Below are 16,839 nucleotides of genomic sequence, written 5' to 3' on the forward strand. Positions count from 1 at the left end.
TGATGGCGCAGCCGCAGCCGGCATAGGGGCTAAATCGGATCAGGGCGAGCACTGCTCGACCCCGATTTGGCGCGAGAACAAGGATGTTCGAAGCGGGCTTTGGCCGAAGCCATGGATGGCGTAGGCCAAAGTGCCGTCTGCGGCGCTCCGTCCGACCCGTTGGACGAGACGAGGGAACCCGCAAAGCGGGCGGTTTGCCGGGGGAAAAGACTTTTGGTCTTATTTGCCAAAGAGAGCGGGTCTTTCCAAAGTCACTCGCCCCAGCCCGAAGGGCGGGCGAAACACCTTCGAGAGCAAGGCCCTCGCGTCCTGCATGGCAAAGCCATGCCAATCAGGAGAGAGGGAAGGTGTCAGCCCTCCGGCAGACCACAAAAAAAAACCGCAGCCCAAGGGCTGCGGTTTTTTTATTGGCGCAACCTGTTGGCACCAGACGCCAACAAGGCCAACCGGCCTTAGGCACGGCGCCAGCTGGTCTTGCCGGCGCTGTCTTCCAGCACGATACCCATCTCGGTGAGACGGTTGCGGGCGGCATCGGCAGCAGCCCAGTTCTTGTCGGCACGGGCCTGATTGCGCTCTGCGATCAGGCGCTCGATCTCGGCAACCTCTTCGTCCGCTTCGTCACCCTTCAAGAAAGCCTCGGGGTCTTGCTGCAGGATGCCGAGCACGGCGCCCAGTTCGCGCAGACGGGCGCCCAGCGCGGCGGCAACGGCCATATCTTCACCCTTCTGGCGGTTGATCTCGCGCACCAGATCGAACAGGGCGGAGTAGGCTTCCGGGGTGTTGAAGTCGTCGTCCATCGCTTCCTTGAAGCGCGCTACCTGCTCCTCGCCACCGGCAGCGGCAGCCACCGGCAGATCGCGCAGGGCGGTGTACATGCGCTCCAGCGCAGCGCGGGCTTGCTTGAGGTTATCTTCCGAGTAGTTGAGCTGGCTGCGGTAGTGGCCAGACATCAGGAAGTAACGGACGGTTTCGGCATCAAAATGGGCCAGCACATCGCGGATGGTGAAGAAGTTGCCAAGGGATTTGGACATCTTCTCTTTATCCACCATCACCATGCCGCTGTGCATCCAGGTGTTGACGTAGTCGCCACCGTGGGCGCAGCAGGACTGGGCGATCTCGTTCTCGTGGTGCGGGAACTGCAGATCGGAGCCACCGCCGTGGATGTCGAAATGGTTGCCAAGGTGCTTGGAGTTCATGGCGGAGCACTCGATGTGCCAGCCAGGACGGCCCGGGCCCCAGGGGCTTTCCCAGGTCGGTTCGCCGGGCTTCGACATCTTCCACAGCACGAAGTCGAGCGGATTGCGCTTGGCATCGACCACGTCGACGCGGGCACCGGCTTGCAGCTGCTCCAGATCCTGGCCGGAGAGCTTGCCGTAGTCGGCGTAGGATTCGACGATAAACATCACATCGCCGTTGTCCGCCACGTAGGCGTGCTCTTTTGCCAGCAGGGATTGCACCAGCTCGATGATCTCCTCGATGTGCTGGGTGGCGCGAGGTTCGATATCCGGGCGCACCATGCCGAGGGCGTCGAAGTCGGCGTGCATGTCGCCAATCAGACGCTCGGTCAGCTCGTCGCAGGTGACGCGGGTTTCAGCGGCACGCTTGATGATCTTGTCATCCACGTCGGTGATGTTGCGCACGTAGGTGAGGTCATAACCGGCGTAACGCAGGTAGCGAGCCACCACATCAAAGGCGACGAAGGTGCGGCCGTGGCCGATATGACAGTGATCGTAGATGGTGACACCACACACATACATGCCCACCTTGCCCGGGTGGATAGGTTTGAATTCTTCTTTTTGACGAGTGAGTGTGTTGTATATCTTCAGCATCTTCTAACCACTGCCTGTGAGTAAAATGGTTGGTCATAATACCCCGTTCAGGGGCAGAAAACGAGGCAGAAAAGCGGGCCAATCCCGCCTGCCAGCACGGTTACGGCGCCAGAGAGACTATGCCGCCAGCCCCTGATGGGCTAGAATTGCCACCACTTTATGCCATACACCTGCGGGCACTTCGTCGCCCGCATCAAATGAAAGGACATATCATGGTCACTCTGCACACCAATCACGGCGACATCACCCTCACCCTGAACGCTGAAAAAGCCCCGGAAACCGTGGCCAACTTCCTGCAATACTGCCGTGACGGTCACTACGACAACACCATTTTCCACCGCGTCATCGACGGCTTCATGATCCAGGGCGGCGGCTACGCTCCGGGCTTTGAAGAGAAAGACACCCGCGCTCCCATCAAGAACGAAGCGGCCAACGGTCTCTCCAACAAGATCGGCACCATCGCCATGGCCCGCACCATAGAGCCGCACTCTGCCAGCGCCCAGTTCTTCATCAACGTGAACAACAACGACTTCCTCGACTTCAAATCCGCTACCACCCAGGGTTTCGGCTACTGCGTATTCGGTGAAGTGACCGCCGGCATGGACGTGGTCAACAAGATCAAGGGCGTCAAGACCGGCAACTACGGCCGCATCCACCAGGACGTGCCGGTAGAAGACGTGGTGATCACCAAGGTGACCCTTGCTGACTGATCTCTGCCGACTCGGCACTGACAAAACTGCGGCCCCGGCCGCAGTTTTTCCATCTGCCCTCTCCACTGCCAGAGCAAACTGGCGCCGCCTCGACTATCTGGCCCACGGCAACCCGCGCCAGCGCTCGGCCCATGCCCTGCTCACCGCCGGTGTGTGGGATGAGCTGGCCGCGCAGTGCGCCGATATGGCACTGGTGAGCACGCTGGCCATCGGGCTGGATCGGCTCGGCAGCGATCTCGATATTCTCTGCCAGCATCCAGATCCCGCCGAGTTTGCCGCTACTTTTGCAGAGCAAGGTTGGCAGGCGAGCCCCAAGGGCGACAATATCTGGCTGCTGGAGCGCACCTTTTCCTGCCTCGACCAGAGCTGTGCCGATAGTAGTGCCGATAACGGTTGTGATAACCGTATCACCAACTGGCCGCTGGAGCTGTATGTCACCCCCGCACCCATCGAGACGCTGAATGGCTGGCGCCACCTCACCCTGATGGCCGCGTTGCTCGAGCGGTTTGGCGATGCCTTCTACCGCGAAGTGCTGCGTCTGCGCCTTGAGGAGGGATTGAAAGGGGAAGCGGCCATGTGCCGGTTGCTGGGGCTGGCGGGCGATCCTTACGCCGCCCTGCTGACGCTGGAGGGATGCAATCTGGCCGAGCTGTCATGGCAGCCGCCATCCCGTGACGATATCCATACCTCAACTGGCGCGATGGCGCCCGCAGCGCACGATTCGTCCCCTGTTGTGTCTACTATCTCTGCCACCCCTGTTTGCCCTGTTTCGACCGAGAGCCCGATCCCCACATCATGAGCACCCTCTTTATCAGTGACATTCACCTCTCTGCCCAGCGGTCCGATATGACCGCGGCACTGGTGCGCTTTCTCGAGCACGACGCCCCCGGCGCCGATGCCCTCTATGTGCTGGGGGATCTCTTCGAATTCTGGATTGGCGACGATGACCCCAATCCGCTTCATCAACAGATGGCCGACGCCTTCTTGGCCCTGAGCCAGCAGAACGTGCCCATCTACTTTATCCACGGCAACCGCGACTTTCTGCTGGGGCAACAGTTTGCCAAGCGCGCTGGGATGACATTGCTGGGTGACCCCTGCGTTATCGAGCTCTATGGGGAGCGGGTGGTACTGAGCCACGGCGATCTGCTCTGCACCCTGGATGAGGGGTATCAGAAGTTTCGCCGCATCACCCAGCTCAAGTGGCTGCGCTGGCTCTTTTTACGGCTGCCGCTCGCCCGCCGTCAGGCCATCGCCTGCAAGATGCGTGGCCAAAGCCAGATGGAAAATGCCCACAAGAGCCAGATCATCATGGATGTGACGCCCGCAGCGGTGGACGACACCCTGCGCGCCCACGACTGCCGGATGATGATCCACGGCCACACCCACAGACCCGCCATCCACGACTTCATCCTCGATGGCCAGCCCGCCCGCCGCATCGTGCTGGGGGACTGGTTCGAGCAAGGCTCGGTGCTGATCTGCCGCCCCGGCGAGCAGCGGCTGGAAATGCGGGCGCTGGCAGAGGCTTGATAGCCCGCCAGTCCGGTTGACCACCAAGCGCCGGCCCCCCATCACTCCCCATCGTTCGCGCCATCCGGTTCACTGCCCATCAGGCGCGAGCGAATAAGTGGTGATCGCTCACAGATCAGCAAAGCAAACCTGCACTCCTCCTTCAGTCCCCGGGTTGTGTGAACTCCGTCACCTTGCCCCTTGCCAATTGAGAGGATGATGGCGCTCAGGCAGAAACGTCTTTCTCGCCAGCTATTTCAACAAGTTGAGGTTTGTATGCCTGACAGCAATGCGGTCGCTCACCCGTTCGATGCCAAGAAGATCAATGTCAACGATCCCTATGAGATGAAGCAGTGGATCAAAATGTTCGAGTGCACCGAAGTCCAGCTGAAACGGGCGGTCAAGGCAGTCGGCACCTCAGGCAAGGCGATCAGAAAACACCTCAAGAAGTGAGGACACAACCCCGTCACAAATCCGGCCCCGCTTGCGGGGCTTTTCTCTTGCTAACATTTATTTACAACATTTCTTTACGACAACAAGCCCAGCACCTGAGCGGAAAAGGTTTTTAGCAATCACCACCATTTCGGCAAAAACAAAAAAAGGCCACTATTTCTAAATAGCTGTTCCGAATAGTAGATCACAGGAGGAAGGGAACTCAGTCCAGTTTGTGCGATCTCATTAGTCGCCAAACAAAACAAGCCACACCCAAAGGACTGAGTTGATGCATATCCTACCACCCCTGCCACGACCACAACGGCGCCGTATTCACAAAATCATCCATGCCACCCGTGATAAAGGGCATGCTCGTCGCTTGATGGCCATCTTGCTGTTACATGAAGGATGCACGATCACGGATGTTCATCACATTACCGGCGCGGCTCGCTCGACCATCGGCCGTTGGCTTCGGTGGTATCGGGATGAAGGTGTGGGTGCGTTAGAAGCCTTACCGGCTGGCCGTGCCCCGGTCCTACCTGTCGCCAAGATTGTCACCTTACTGGTGCTGCTCATGCAGTTTTCTCCGCAAGATTTTGGTTATCAACGCAGCCGTTGGTGTACTGAGCAGCTATTGGCTATCAAAATCAATCGGTTAACAGGGCTCAATGTGGCTGCCTCCACACTTCGTCGATGGCTACCTCGTATGGGCATTGTCTGGCGCAGGCCCGTGCCGACCTTGCGGATAAAAGACCCAGCTTATCAGGAGAAAATGGCTAATATCGACGCGGCACTGGCCCGCTGTGATGCCGATAATCCGGTGTTTTATGAGGATGAAGTCGATATAGACCTTAATCCCAAATTAGGGGCCGACTGGATGTTCAGAGCGCAGCAAAAGCGGGTTGTCACACCGGGACAGAACGCCAAACATTACCTGGCAGGCGTTCTCCATGCAGGCAATGGAAGAGTGCTTTACGTCAGTGGGATAAAGAAAAACTCATCCCTGTTTATCGCCATGCTGGAAAAACTGCGTCGCCACTACCGACGAGCCAAAACCGGCGTTAATAGATGTGACAAAAATCACATTACCCCACATTAAAGCATGGACACATAAGCAATTGATATAGCTTAGTATTTTCTCATTAATTGGTGTAAGACAATTAACTGGCGAATAGTTATAAAAAAATTTTCAAAGACCCTATTGAAAACGTCGCTGCGCTCACAGACAATTCTTTAGCAAAAGAAACATCAGTATCAGATGTTCAATAAAATAATAATCAAAAACATCAATAAACTTTCAGCACAATGGGTAAAAAATGCGTAATACGTTTGTAATGATTTTCTTGGCGCTCTGCGCCATGATACTTGGTGGCTGTTCCTCAGTGCCAACCGTCACCGATGAGGCTGTCGTCAATGAAGCCAAAAGCTTCTCACCTCCTGCCGAGGGCAAGGCTCACGTTTATATCTACCGTCATGGCTGGCTTGCTCGCAATAGCAATATGGATCTTTTTATCGATAAAAAATTCCTAGGTGAATCAGAAAATAAACACTTCTATCTTCTGAAACTTGATGCAGGTAAAAACTATACATTTGAAACTGAAAGTGAATTTTCAAACAATAGCATTTCCCTAAATACCGAGTCAGGCAAAACATATTATATTTACCACTATATTCGTATGGGGCTTCTCTTTAGTCAGTCTGATTTTGAGCTTGTGACAGACCCTGATGATATTGAAAATGCTCAAATTCTGATCAAGAAGTCTGAAATGTCATTACCACATACTTTATAACTTCTCGTAAAACCATCTGTATCTTTTAGATCCTAGTATTTTTATCTGCATTTTTTATTTGGAGAAAATAGAAATGAATAAGTTACTGTTAGCTATTCCATTCACTATGTTACTTACTGCTTGTGGACCTACCTCAGTTGAGGATTTTATGAAAGATCCGAAATTACTGAATGAAGCCCTGCAAGAGTGCACCTTGAAAATTGCACAGGGTAAAGATGCCAATTCAGATGAATGTAAAAATGCAATCGCAGCCCAGCAAAAAATGGCTACTAACTTGATGAAAAACATGTTGGGTCAGTAGCTTTCGTTACCCACACGGAATTATTTTAAATTAAGAACTTTTTCTTCCATAATAACGCCACCTGTTATGATATAAACTGAGAGTTTTATCTAATAAGGTGGCAAAATTCAATTATTAAAGTTCGCCTAATTGGCGCAATTACAATGAGGCGTTATCTCAACCCAGTTGAGGAACTGCACAGAATGAGACTGAACGCGATAAACCACTGAGCCTGTGCGTATTCCGGCGAAGTTGAACAGCCATTCCCGGCGTTTTTCAAGGTAGTTGTCGTTTTTTATGCTGCTCGGTGTTCAGGATCGGCCGGAATATGCAGCCTGAGAGTAAACCCATCCGGTGGACGGATGAGTATCAACACTCCATATAAACCTATTATCTTAATGAGGTGTCACCTTGACCCATAAAACCCTGCAGCTCTCTGCACTCTGCTGTGCGGTCAGTCTCATTGCCTCACCGGCTATTGCCGCAAATACGGGCTTCAAAACCCTGACAATCGGCCTGCCCATCACCACACTCCAAGTAGTCAACGATGGTTTGATACGCTATGACTGGCGCAGTGACATTGATGAAGACTTTCGCGGGAAACCGAAGGCGGGCGAGGGATTCCTAGGACGACCAACTACGGGTGAGTATTACTATGCGGTCTACCAACATAAAGTATTCTCCTTCGGCGGAACCATGGCATCGTACCAAGACGACTCCGTTGCTTCTGTCAAACAGGCCAAGGCAGACTTCGAAGAATTAGTCAGTCAGGCGACCAATATCTTGAAAGTCAAACCGGTGATAGTCCGTACAATAAAGGATAAGTCGGTGCCGTTTTTTGAATGTGTAAGCAACAGCATGTGCGGTGATTACAGCGCAACCTATACCATCGGTACCAACGAGGTTTCGATCAATTTGATGCAAGACCGTGATGCTGAGGACGGTGGCCGCCAGCTAAACGCGGGAATGCGCCAGATCCTTGAGTAAAAAGCCTCTTCCTTAAAGTGCTTCTGATGTAACCGTTCACCAGCTGGGGCTAACGGGCTGCACGTTCTGAGAGTAGTAACCAAAGCGAAAACAGAAACAGTCGAGCAGGACACCACCAGTAAGAGAACATTGAGCACCACGCTGCGCTTCAATGGCCATGAATACCCGGTTGGAGAATGGAATAACTTACCGAGCAAGGAGTGGTGGAAGTAATCGGCCATACCCTACCCCACGCGGTAAATTCCTCGGCTATATACAGACATACAGACCCTATAAAAGCCTGCCTTCAGCAGGCTTTGTTGTTATGAAGCTGTGGACTCAGCACAATCGCTGTCGCCACTTTGTCGCCATTTAGGCAAAACAAAAAGGCCACTATTGCTAGTGGCCTTTCATAACTCTTTGATTGCTGTACTCAATAAGTGGTGCCGAGGCCGGAATCGAACCGGCACGACGCGAACGTCGAGGGATTTTAAAAGCCAATAGTGAGTTGACGTAAAATTTATATGATTGATTTATAAGGACTTCAAGTTTACATGAAATGCCTGATTTCACGCTTTCTTTGGGCACGTTACGCCTAGTTTACGCCTGATAGATCGGATTTTAAAGCCCATCTGACAACGCACGAGAGCATCAAGCTCTCTCCATCTTTCGCCAGTCACATGTCTTGACAAACATATAATGTGACAAAAATCACATTACCTCCACGATAAAATACGGACACGTAACAAATTGATATAAAAGAACATTTTCTAATTATTAGGTGCAAAACAATTAACCATCGAATAGTTATAAAAAAACTTTAAAAGACCCTATTGAAAACGTCATCGAGCTCACAGACAATCATGTAGCAAAAGAAACATCAGTATCAGATGTTCAACAAAATAATAATCAAAAACATCAATAAACATTCAGCACAATGGGTAAACAAATGCGTAATACGTTTGTAATGATCTTCTTGGCGCTCTGCGCCATGATGCTTGGTGGCTGCTCCTCAGTGCCAACCGTCACCGATGAGGCTGTCGTCAATGAAGCCAAAAGTTTCTCACCTCCTGCTGAAGGAAAAGCCCACGTCTATATTTACCGAGATGGCTGGCTTGGTCGCCGTATTAACATCGATTTGTTTCTCGATGGAAATCCTTTGGGTGAATCAGAAAATCTGCACTTTTACCTGCTCAAGGTTGATGCTGGAAAGACTGTGCATCTGGAAACCAACAGCGAGTTTGGAAACAATAAGATAGATATCGAAACTGAAAATGGAAAGATCTACTATGTTCGCCATTATACCCGCTTCGGTCTGATCTGGGGCCAAGCTGACTTTGAAATGAAGACCGAGCCAAAAGATATCGAAGATGCCCAAGAGTCCATCAAGAACTCTGAAATGTCAGTGCCCAGCATCTGATACATGATGCCTTTCATTCGTCAAAAAATTGGTGATTTTTATATGAACATATCTGATACCTATGAGATTGAAGAGTTTATTGTATTGAATGAAAACACTCACAAATACAGCTCCACAAAAGTCGAAAGTAGCGGGGGCGCTGCAGGCAAACAAAACATATCATCTACTGTAACTCATCATGTATCTCAGGACATATGGCTTCGTGATCCAGAAACACAAAAAGAAACTAAGTTCACATGCGAAAATTATACTTTGGGCGTGCTCCCTGGTCACTCACTTGTATTTTTTAAAAACCACAATACAAACAATATAGAGCGCATCGTTAATATTAATACAGGTGAGATCAGTGACGCTAATGGAGAATATAACGAGACTTCAATTAAAAATACCATTGGTGAAAAATCAAAAAACGATGTTATATATAGCATTATGTTTATGCTGCCTATTTTTTGCCTGGTATTATTTTTTATAACATTATGGAATTTAATTTTCCGAACTCGCGATTGCGATTTACAAAAAACCATTATTGGTTTTATTTCAGCCACCTATATGTGTAGTGCTTGGCTTCAAGTATGGCGGGAATTTGAGGAAGGTGGGGATCAATTTTTGAGGAGAATGCTGGAAGATTATTCTACGTCAACAGCAAACTGGTTTATAAATGAGAGCTTCTTTAAAGTGCTTTTTTATGGCCCAGGCCTACATTGGTGGCTTGTTCTGCCTGCATTCTTTAGCCTTTACTATTGCGCCTATAGCGGGTCATCTGCTGAAACTGATGACATGACATCACATTGCCATGCATTGGATGAATTTGTTAGTGACTATATTCGTCAACACCACTAATACAAACATCTATTAATGCCAGTGTTAGTATGGCATTCAAATAAAATTAAATAACTGTGCAGCGAGCTTAGTTGAACATCAACATCCATGCGGACCTCACCAAAAAATCAAGATTAACAGTATATGACCATAAATAGATATTTCTTACCTTTTATTTTATTCATTCAATTTGTAAGTCAAGCTATTTCTAGTGAAAAAGACATTATCGGATTTCACATTAGTGAAAGTCTGGAATCAGTTCAAAATAAAAATTATAACTTCAAACCAGAAGGGCCATCAGTTTTTGACACGAGATACTACAATGGCATACCGAAAACGAGTGCACTTTCCTTTTTAGATTATAAAAAAAGATATCAGTACGTTTTCCACAAAAACCAACTGAATTCAATTCATATTCATATAAGTTCATACTTGGATAGTTCTCCAGCATCGTTAAAAAAAGCCATAGATGACTATGATGTATTAAAAAACAAAGTTTATAGTAATCTAGGTATAAAACCAGAACTGACTGAAACAGCCACTCGCAACAATTCATTTTTTGAATGTGTGGCTGATGTTAACTGTGGCTCATACTCTGCAACATTTACTGATGGGCATAGAGATATAACTATATTCCTAATGGGTGAAGACGATCTCAAATCAGGCTATCTAGGTGTTATATTAAGTAAACATCGTTAATAAAGTGGACTCATGGAGAGGTAAGATTGATGCAACTTAATGTTCATGCTTACCCCTCTTTCATTAATATTATGCTTTATTAAGTAGCCACAACTTACGACTCGAAACCAAGCCAAGTAGCTTTCCAAGTAAGCAGTGCCCACCCCGTGAAATTTTGCCATCCATTTCCGCCAACGACTCACGTAGTTATTGAGAGTCTGGATGTAGTTCAATTAGACTAACTGAAACAGTGATAACCTGTTCATCCACATCCCTTCAACGCTGTGTCATGGGCAAATCGCTCCCTCCATCAGTCCGCCTTTGTTGCCGTGCCACACGAGCACGTTTTTTTTCTATCGCTCTGGTTTCCGCATCAGAGCGCATCATCAGTAGTCGATTATCGTTGAAGTAACAAAAACAGAAGAGCGCCAAGAAACACAAAGTCGGTACGATCACGTTTTTGTATGTCAAGATTATCGCATTGATGGGGTAGGCAAACTCCTGCAACCTGATGATGAACTCCAGCCCCATGGCAAAGGTGTTGCCACTGTAAATGGCGGTCGCCAGAGAGAACGTTTGATATGCCTTTGTCTCGACAAGCGGGTTGGCAACCTGGTATAGGAAGAATATACCTCCGCCGACGAAGACGATTGCACCCAGCACAGCCTTGAATGTCCTGGCAGAACTTTCTTTACGCAGGAGGCAGCGTAGGAGCAGGGTGGTAATCTTGATCATATGGCCAAAACCACCGAGTAGCGACATTAGCAAGGCCAATGGTACAACGACCAGTGTTTTGACGGCGGAGTCGGCCTTTTCAACAAGCGGCCCGTCTCCGACAAAACGCGTTGCTGCAGAGTCGACCTCCGCATGAAGCTTGCTAATGGCCTGGTTAGCAATAGGAAGGTAAACTAGGCGCTTGATGTCATCAAAACGGGTGACAAGAGGGATCTGGCGACCCTTTGGTGCGCCCAATTTTTTCTGCACGGACTGCTGAACTTTCGCTGTCAGCATAAAGGCCTGAATACTCATGTATTTGGTCGGATTGCTGGTGCCAACTTTGTTACCTAAGGCTTTCCAAGTATTGCTATAGGTTTTCTGACGCACGATGGCGTTGAAGGTTTGGCGATCTGCAGGGTGCCAGTCATCCGGAACCGGCACCCCCATTTTGCGAACCTCAATCCTGACCATGCCAAACCGGCGTGGAGGAACACGATCAGGGGTGACCCCTTTGCCACGCAGCTTTTTGACATAACGTACCCAAGCATTGTCCGCAATAGACTGTAAGCTGCTTGGACTAGTACGTTTAACTGTTTCATTAAATCCATTGGTGTAGTCGGCATACCGACGTTCTACTTCTTTTATAACCTCTGGCCAGATCTCATTATTGAACTGTGCCGGTGACCCCATGCACCCATCTCGATGCTTCATGTCCTCACAGGGTTTCATCACGTTAATGGCGATAGCCTTTTTCAGCAGACTATTCATCTCGGACTGAACGTTGGGGTAGCTGAATGCCAAGGACGGGAATATGGCCACGAACGCCATCAATGATGGTTTGTGTTCGAGAACATCGGGTGTGTGAATACTACGGATGTTCAAGGTACCATTAGAGAGGCTACGGCCTGCCATGGTTAGCAGAAAAGCCCCCTTTCGTGCTTCGGCACTGTCAAATTCAGAGGCGATGCGGTGGTCGATAAAGGCGTCTTGCGCCTGATGGTTGAGCCAAGTAAAGCCTGCGATCAGCATCAACGAATAGACAGCGCGAAGCAGGGGGTGAATACTCTGCTTGTCGATGAACAGACCGATAAACAGCAGTGAGATGGCGGTACCAGTCAGCAATCTTCCAATATCTTCTAGCGCATCGATCTCTTCGATCGTGGCTTCACGACTGCACAGGGCTAGCAAATCAGCACTAAAGGCAAGCTCGCAGACAAGGTAGATCACCGTCATCCAAAATAGTTTCGTGGATACCAGATGTGCAAATCGTAGTTTTACTTCTCCCATGTGACAGCCTTTTGTCCCTTATCGGCTGGCACCTGCTGGATCTGGATTGAACCGGTCTTATACTTCTTAACGCTGGTGATCTTGGGTGGGGATGGGATCGCCACTTTGGCTTTCGATGCGCTGGACTTGCCAGCGGCAACGCGACTCTGCGGTGAGGTGGAGGTCTGTGTCGAAGTCTTCTTCACTGGCGGCTGTTCGTATTCGTACTGACCTAATTGGTCTTTGTGAATATCGTAAGCAAACAGCGAGTCACTCTTATGGGTTGGATCTTCGAACATGATGTACTTACCGTCCCCCGATTGCCTATTGGCGGTATAAGGTTCACACTCTGGAAAGTGTTTGATGGACATACCGTCCGGCTGGTAACTGATAAGCCATTGTGCGGTTTTACAGGAGACCGTAGCCCCTCGCACAATGACGACCCCGCCCTGGCGAGAAGTTGGCCAGCTGTCGAGGGAGGTAAATCCTGTCATGCCATGGATGGGAATACCAATCAGGGAACCATAAAAGGTCATGTCGTAGGTATCGTCCATACGATTGCGGCGAACTTTGGAATCATAGTAACCACCCACGGTGGTCGGAAACGTCCACAAAGTTTCATAGGTACCCAGACTGGCTAGAGGGCCGATTATGGGTAGGACGCCACTTCCTTGTGTCGAACAGCCAGTCAGTAGACTCACAACCACTATGCCCATTAAAACCGCTTTATTCACGAGTTCTTTCCTCAAACTACAAGCACCAAGACGAAGGGGGTTGTTGACCCAAGATGATCAGACATATCCCGCGAACCTAGGTGCTTGGATTCGAGTTTAGGTAAGAAAAGGGAGTGCCTAAATCATGATTTTAACATCATGTTACTGCACATTAGCTTACCAAAGCTGGAGAATAGAGAGAAGAAGGCGATGACCAAATTAGCGCCGTATGGAATCATTAATTCTGTTGGCTATTGCTGCAATTGTAGTGGCCAACTAAAATGGACATTGAACACCTCAGGTCATGGTGGCGACTGTACCACCTAAAATGGTGTACGGGATGATTAGACCACTACAACCACTACAAATCCACAAAAGATAAGAAACGTCAACAAAAAAGGCTTCACCCTACTAGTCAGGCTCAAGTCCTAAGGCATGCTTAACTTTATTTGTTTTATTAGCTGCTTTCGCCACAGGGTGCAACGCCCTTTGAATCTCGAAAGCAAGCGGCCTTAGCTCCTCCAAAGCACTAATTGCAGCATCAGCTTCCAGCTGGGCTTCTACTACATTAGGATCACGGATGATAGCTGCTAGCGTAGCCAGAATGGGAGATAGCACCATTTTCATCCTTTTTTCCATCTCAATAACTGTCAGTTTGGTCCAGCTTTCAGCTTGTTGTGCCATATCCTCAGCCTGCTCAGCTTTTAATAGTGCCATACGCATGCGCTCTAGAGCCTCTTTATCAACAGCTTTGACTTTATCATTCGCTTCTGCAATTCGAATCCCTAATGTCACCTCCTCTTCTGCTAACTTAATAAGTCTTGCTTCTGCCGCCTCGATCTTGGACGAGTGCAGGATCACGGCACCTAATACATCAAGTCTCTGCATTTTAACATGTTGAGCACCATATAATGCTGCTTCTCTGGCTACCTTAATTAACTGTTCTTCAGTGTAAAGTGCCCGTCCCTTACCCAACAATCCAGCTCGGTGTTCCACGACTTGCTTGGCAATAATCTGTTTGATCCTTCCCATACTCAACCCTATTGGTTTATCAGATATATTGAGTGCTGCATGGGCACAGGGCTCGCTGTTCAGCCTTCCACTCATCTCTAGACAACCTACGACGGCGTGGTCCAATACGAGCCAAGCCAAAACTCTGTGAGACCGTATAGATATCCTCTTGCCATGCAATCATCGCTTTCTTATAAGCACTATTTTGCATTCCCTTTCGCTCCCCACGAGCAGCTGACGCGCGTGCTGCAGCAACCCCTGGATGTACTGAACCGAAAGACTCATCTGATAGGGGGACAAGATAAAAGTGTATGTGTGGGTATTTTTCATCAAGATGCTCAACTACAGATTTTAATCTTTCACCATACTTTTTTTGCAGATGTTTAATTATTTCATCCCGATATTCCGGCCACTTATCATGCGGAAAATTATCAGGTACACTAACCACGCCCGCGGCTAGACATAGCCCATCAATTCTAACCTTTCTTCCCTTTGGATCTTTTGCCTTAGCAGCCCACTCGTGGGCAAGCTTTACTGCTTCAGATGGTGTTACTCCAAAGTGTTGCACGGGCATCCTCGGCTCACTAACATGGTCATGTGCACCGGGTTTTCTTTCAGCTTCATCAGCAATATCTTGTGCTGACATAACACGCCCAGCTTTCGATTTCCCTCCCCTTCTGCCATAGCCATCCAAATGCGCAAATTGATATCCTGCCATACAACCCCCAAAGTAACGTGACACTCGTACTCGTATTAGTTGAGATATTCCATCACATCAAAATACATACACCAAGCGACCGACTATGCTTATGTGATTGAGACCTTCGGCATCAATCAACATAAGCGTCGGCCCTGCGGGGCAAAAAATAAAACATGAATTTTGATGATGTATATCTGAGCCATAACATTTACCATTAAAATATAACCAGACCACAAATAAAAAAGAATACAGTAAAGATATTTATAAATTTCATTCATGCTCCTTGTTTCGGTTGCAAGTAGTAAAATTGCTGGGACACTATAAATTCAAATATTTCAACTCAACATATAAAAACTACAGAATACCTACTGAAAAAACTTCCACTTCACTCAATGACGATTATCATAAAACAACCGACCAACAATACTATTATTAAACCTTTTAATATTACTTCCATTTTGGATGCATTGTAGTTAATATCTATATATGTCTAAGCCTTGCACTATAGGCTTTTCAAAAAACCGGAAGTATTGGAAGCTTTTATTGTTGTAACATCATATCGCATATGGAACATCAGCGCCGGTAAATTAGCCTACTCACTCTCCATATAGTCAGTAGCTCCAAGCAAAAATTCATCAACCCTCTTGGTCAGCACAATATTAGTGACAGTACCGTTGCTGCTCCTGACTCGATACTCACTGCCTAGTTCCTTTGCTATCTGTTTCAATGCCCGACTGACCGCATTAACTGAAAGTGTATTATCAATCCCATGGTAATGCATGTAAGACAAATAAAGATGGTAAAAGAATTTGTGTGGCTCTCTTTTGATATCCGTCTTACCACCCATTCGCAACCCGTTGGCTTTTGGCATAAATTTCACCATAGTACACAAATCAAAAAGTGGGTCCGCCTCCCGCTTAACTACAATCGCATCCATTGAACCCCTCTGTGCCAGCAGCTGCCTTTTGGCTTTCATGGGCTCTGGATACTGAGATAAGAGGTATCGGATAATGACCGGAAGTTCATTAGAAATTTTACTTTCAATTTGCGAATCCTCATCAGTAACGACATTATTGAAGCTGAATATAACCCTACGTCTTGCTATCCCACCATTTCTTTCAGTCATTTCCATAGGAGCATTATTTGTTACCAGTACAACAGCACGCACCTTGGCACTAAACATTGGCTTACCCTTTCTGTTGATAGCTACAGCATCTCCGCCAGTGATTGCTTTCAGAATAGCACCATCGCCTATGTATTTAGGCTGATCGGGTAACAATATTAGTCGCTTATCCCATAAACCTTCCAATCCAAAATCACTATCCAAAAGCCTCATTGAGCTACTACCAATATTTCGGCTACCGACAAGCAACGCACAAAGGTTTGCCATGATTGATTTACCACTTCCGCCCGAGCCTGTCACCTCAAGAAATAATTGCCAATCATAACGATGGGTCAATACCATAAATAATGCTGCTGTAATCCGATCCATCTTATCCATACATCCTTCAGCAGCATAACTCAGCCATTTGAAAAAATTAGGAGCATGAACCTGAATTGATTCCGCTGAGTTAGCTGCTGTATAGATTATTCCATTATGAGCGAGCAGCCCATCATCCGGATCATGAGTACGAAACTGGTTAGTTGCCATATCATAGACACCATTAGAAAAACCTATCAACTCATCATCAGATACAGGAATCTCAGGAATAATATCTTTCATAGTATGAACAACCATCTCCAACTTTGAACTACTAAAGCTCAGATGGTTTCTTTCAAATATCCCCGCTAACTCCCTGCGTAACCTAGCATCGCTCATATACTCCCAAAAACTCCCTGTATAGCGATACACATATGAAGATAACAGATCTACTTTTACTGACCCCAAATGCTCGCTCAAAATCCTTGCCTGTTGATTGGTTGACTTTAGATCTATAATCGTAGCCTCACTTTGTCGGCGCTCATCAACCCTACCGTATTTTTCAGACATATTAATTTCCTC

The 16,839-nt window shown here is 48.2% G+C and carries 16 protein-coding genes and 2 pseudogenes; 11 read left to right on the plus strand and 7 right to left on the minus strand.

Annotated elements, in window-relative coordinates; translation table 11 throughout:
• Positions 1-452 precede the first annotated feature (452 nt).
• Positions 453-1,829 (minus strand): cysteine--tRNA ligase, encoded by a 1,377-nt coding sequence (gene cysS, locus ACTG2S_RS14175; protein ID WP_439982675.1) that lies wholly within the window; start codon positions 1,827-1,829, stop codon positions 453-455.
• 212 nt (positions 1,830-2,041) lie between these two features.
• Between cysS and ACTG2S_RS14180 the strand changes: the two genes are divergently transcribed.
• The 11 genes and pseudogenes from ACTG2S_RS14180 (at position 2,042) to ACTG2S_RS14230 (ending at position 10,451) form a co-directional block, all read left to right on the plus strand.
• On the plus strand, positions 2,042-2,539 hold the full coding sequence (locus ACTG2S_RS14180; protein WP_439982677.1) for a peptidylprolyl isomerase: 498 nt from the start codon (positions 2,042-2,044) through the stop codon (positions 2,537-2,539).
• Positions 2,529-3,338 (plus strand): DUF4269 domain-containing protein, encoded by an 810-nt coding sequence (locus ACTG2S_RS14185; protein ID WP_439982678.1) that lies wholly within the window; start codon positions 2,529-2,531, stop codon positions 3,336-3,338. The genes ACTG2S_RS14180 and ACTG2S_RS14185 overlap by 11 nt, the downstream gene beginning before the upstream one ends.
• Entirely contained in the window at positions 3,335-4,066 is a 732-nt protein-coding gene (gene lpxH / locus ACTG2S_RS14190; RefSeq protein WP_274161742.1) for a UDP-2,3-diacylglucosamine diphosphatase, read from the plus strand. Before ACTG2S_RS14185 ends, lpxH begins: the two co-directional genes overlap by 4 nt.
• 255 nt (positions 4,067-4,321) lie before the next feature.
• Positions 4,322-4,498: a DUF3606 domain-containing protein gene (locus tag ACTG2S_RS14195; RefSeq protein WP_019445078.1), complete on the plus strand. Its 177-nt coding sequence runs from the start codon at positions 4,322-4,324 to the stop codon at positions 4,496-4,498.
• 268 nt (positions 4,499-4,766) lie between these two features.
• Positions 4,767-5,534: pseudogene (locus tag ACTG2S_RS14200) on the plus strand (IS630 family transposase); the annotation flags it as partial.
• Between the two features lie 259 nt (positions 5,535-5,793).
• Entirely contained in the window at positions 5,794-6,267 is a 474-nt protein-coding gene (locus ACTG2S_RS14205; RefSeq protein ID WP_101531717.1) for a DUF2846 domain-containing protein, read from the plus strand.
• Between the two features lie 73 nt (positions 6,268-6,340).
• On the plus strand, positions 6,341-6,568 hold the full coding sequence (locus tag ACTG2S_RS14210) for an EexN family lipoprotein (protein WP_042655576.1): 228 nt from the start codon (positions 6,341-6,343) through the stop codon (positions 6,566-6,568).
• 390 nt (positions 6,569-6,958) lie between these two features.
• On the plus strand, positions 6,959-7,534 hold the full coding sequence (locus tag ACTG2S_RS14215) for a hypothetical protein (RefSeq protein WP_101531639.1): 576 nt from the start codon (positions 6,959-6,961) through the stop codon (positions 7,532-7,534).
• A 928-nt stretch (positions 7,535-8,462) separates the two neighbouring features.
• Complete coding sequence (locus ACTG2S_RS14220) at positions 8,463-8,933, plus strand: DUF2846 domain-containing protein (protein WP_162504355.1); 471 nt, start codon at positions 8,463-8,465, stop codon at positions 8,931-8,933.
• A gap of 3 nt (positions 8,934-8,936) precedes the next feature.
• Positions 8,937-9,773: a hypothetical protein gene (locus ACTG2S_RS14225; protein WP_139472801.1), complete on the plus strand. Its 837-nt coding sequence runs from the start codon at positions 8,937-8,939 to the stop codon at positions 9,771-9,773.
• Between the two features lie 123 nt (positions 9,774-9,896).
• A complete protein-coding gene (locus ACTG2S_RS14230) occupies positions 9,897-10,451 on the plus strand; it encodes a hypothetical protein (RefSeq protein ID WP_139472802.1) in 555 nt (184 codons plus the stop codon).
• Here the strand turns inward: ACTG2S_RS14230 and ACTG2S_RS14235 are convergent.
• The 6 genes and pseudogenes from ACTG2S_RS14235 to ACTG2S_RS14260 form a co-directional block, all read right to left on the minus strand.
• Positions 10,448-10,657: pseudogene (locus ACTG2S_RS14235) on the minus strand (hypothetical protein); the annotation flags it as partial. The gene ACTG2S_RS14230 and the pseudogene ACTG2S_RS14235 sit on opposite strands and share 4 nt — an antisense overlap.
• A 49-nt stretch (positions 10,658-10,706) precedes the next feature.
• Positions 10,707-12,434: a hypothetical protein gene (locus ACTG2S_RS14240; RefSeq protein ID WP_139472803.1), complete on the minus strand. Its 1,728-nt coding sequence runs from the start codon at positions 12,432-12,434 to the stop codon at positions 10,707-10,709.
• Positions 12,422-13,147 carry a hypothetical protein gene (locus tag ACTG2S_RS14245; protein ID WP_139472804.1) on the minus strand — a complete coding sequence of 242 codons (726 nt, stop codon included), beginning with the start codon at positions 13,145-13,147 and terminating at the stop codon, positions 12,422-12,424. Before ACTG2S_RS14245 ends, ACTG2S_RS14240 begins: the two co-directional genes overlap by 13 nt.
• Positions 13,148-13,537: 390 nt before the next feature.
• A complete protein-coding gene (locus ACTG2S_RS14250; RefSeq protein WP_439982681.1) occupies positions 13,538-14,158 on the minus strand; it encodes a hypothetical protein in 621 nt (206 codons plus the stop codon).
• 19 nt (positions 14,159-14,177) lie between these two features.
• Entirely contained in the window at positions 14,178-14,855 is a 678-nt protein-coding gene (locus ACTG2S_RS14255; protein ID WP_439982682.1) for a plasmid recombination protein, read from the minus strand.
• 574 nt (positions 14,856-15,429) lie between these two features.
• Positions 15,430-16,827 (minus strand): DNA primase family protein, encoded by a 1,398-nt coding sequence (locus ACTG2S_RS14260; RefSeq protein ID WP_139472806.1) that lies wholly within the window; start codon positions 16,825-16,827, stop codon positions 15,430-15,432.
• Positions 16,828-16,839 lie beyond the last annotated feature (12 nt).

Origin of the sequence: Aeromonas sp. 82P (assembly GCF_051919365.1) — a bacterium.
Lineage (GTDB): Bacteria > Pseudomonadota > Gammaproteobacteria > Enterobacterales > Aeromonadaceae > Aeromonas > Aeromonas veronii.

What these genes read in the sequence shown, in the direction of transcription:
- ACTG2S_RS14220 (WP_162504355.1), top strand. Translation starts at nt 8,463, where the DNA reads ATGCGTAATACGTTTGTAATGATCTTCTTGGCGCTCTGCGCCATGATG.
- ACTG2S_RS14240 (WP_139472803.1), bottom strand. Translation starts at nt 12,434, where the DNA reads ATGGGAGAAGTAAAACTACGATTTGCACATCTGGTATCCACGAAACTA.
- ACTG2S_RS14180 (WP_439982677.1), top strand. Translation starts at nt 2,042, where the DNA reads ATGGTCACTCTGCACACCAATCACGGCGACATCACCCTCACCCTGAAC.
- lpxH (WP_274161742.1), top strand. Translation starts at nt 3,335, where the DNA reads ATGAGCACCCTCTTTATCAGTGACATTCACCTCTCTGCCCAGCGGTCC.
- ACTG2S_RS14230 (WP_139472802.1), top strand. Translation starts at nt 9,897, where the DNA reads ATGACCATAAATAGATATTTCTTACCTTTTATTTTATTCATTCAATTT.
- ACTG2S_RS14225 (WP_139472801.1), top strand. Translation starts at nt 8,937, where the DNA reads ATGATGCCTTTCATTCGTCAAAAAATTGGTGATTTTTATATGAACATA.
- ACTG2S_RS14260 (WP_139472806.1), bottom strand. Translation starts at nt 16,827, where the DNA reads ATGTCTGAAAAATACGGTAGGGTTGATGAGCGCCGACAAAGTGAGGCT.
- ACTG2S_RS14250 (WP_439982681.1), bottom strand. Translation starts at nt 14,158, where the DNA reads ATGGGAAGGATCAAACAGATTATTGCCAAGCAAGTCGTGGAACACCGA.
- ACTG2S_RS14205 (WP_101531717.1), top strand. Translation starts at nt 5,794, where the DNA reads ATGCGTAATACGTTTGTAATGATTTTCTTGGCGCTCTGCGCCATGATA.
- ACTG2S_RS14195 (WP_019445078.1), top strand. Translation starts at nt 4,322, where the DNA reads ATGCCTGACAGCAATGCGGTCGCTCACCCGTTCGATGCCAAGAAGATC.
- cysS (WP_439982675.1), bottom strand. Translation starts at nt 1,829, where the DNA reads ATGCTGAAGATATACAACACACTCACTCGTCAAAAAGAAGAATTCAAA.
- ACTG2S_RS14210 (WP_042655576.1), top strand. Translation starts at nt 6,341, where the DNA reads ATGAATAAGTTACTGTTAGCTATTCCATTCACTATGTTACTTACTGCT.
- ACTG2S_RS14255 (WP_439982682.1), bottom strand. Translation starts at nt 14,855, where the DNA reads ATGGCAGGATATCAATTTGCGCATTTGGATGGCTATGGCAGAAGGGGA.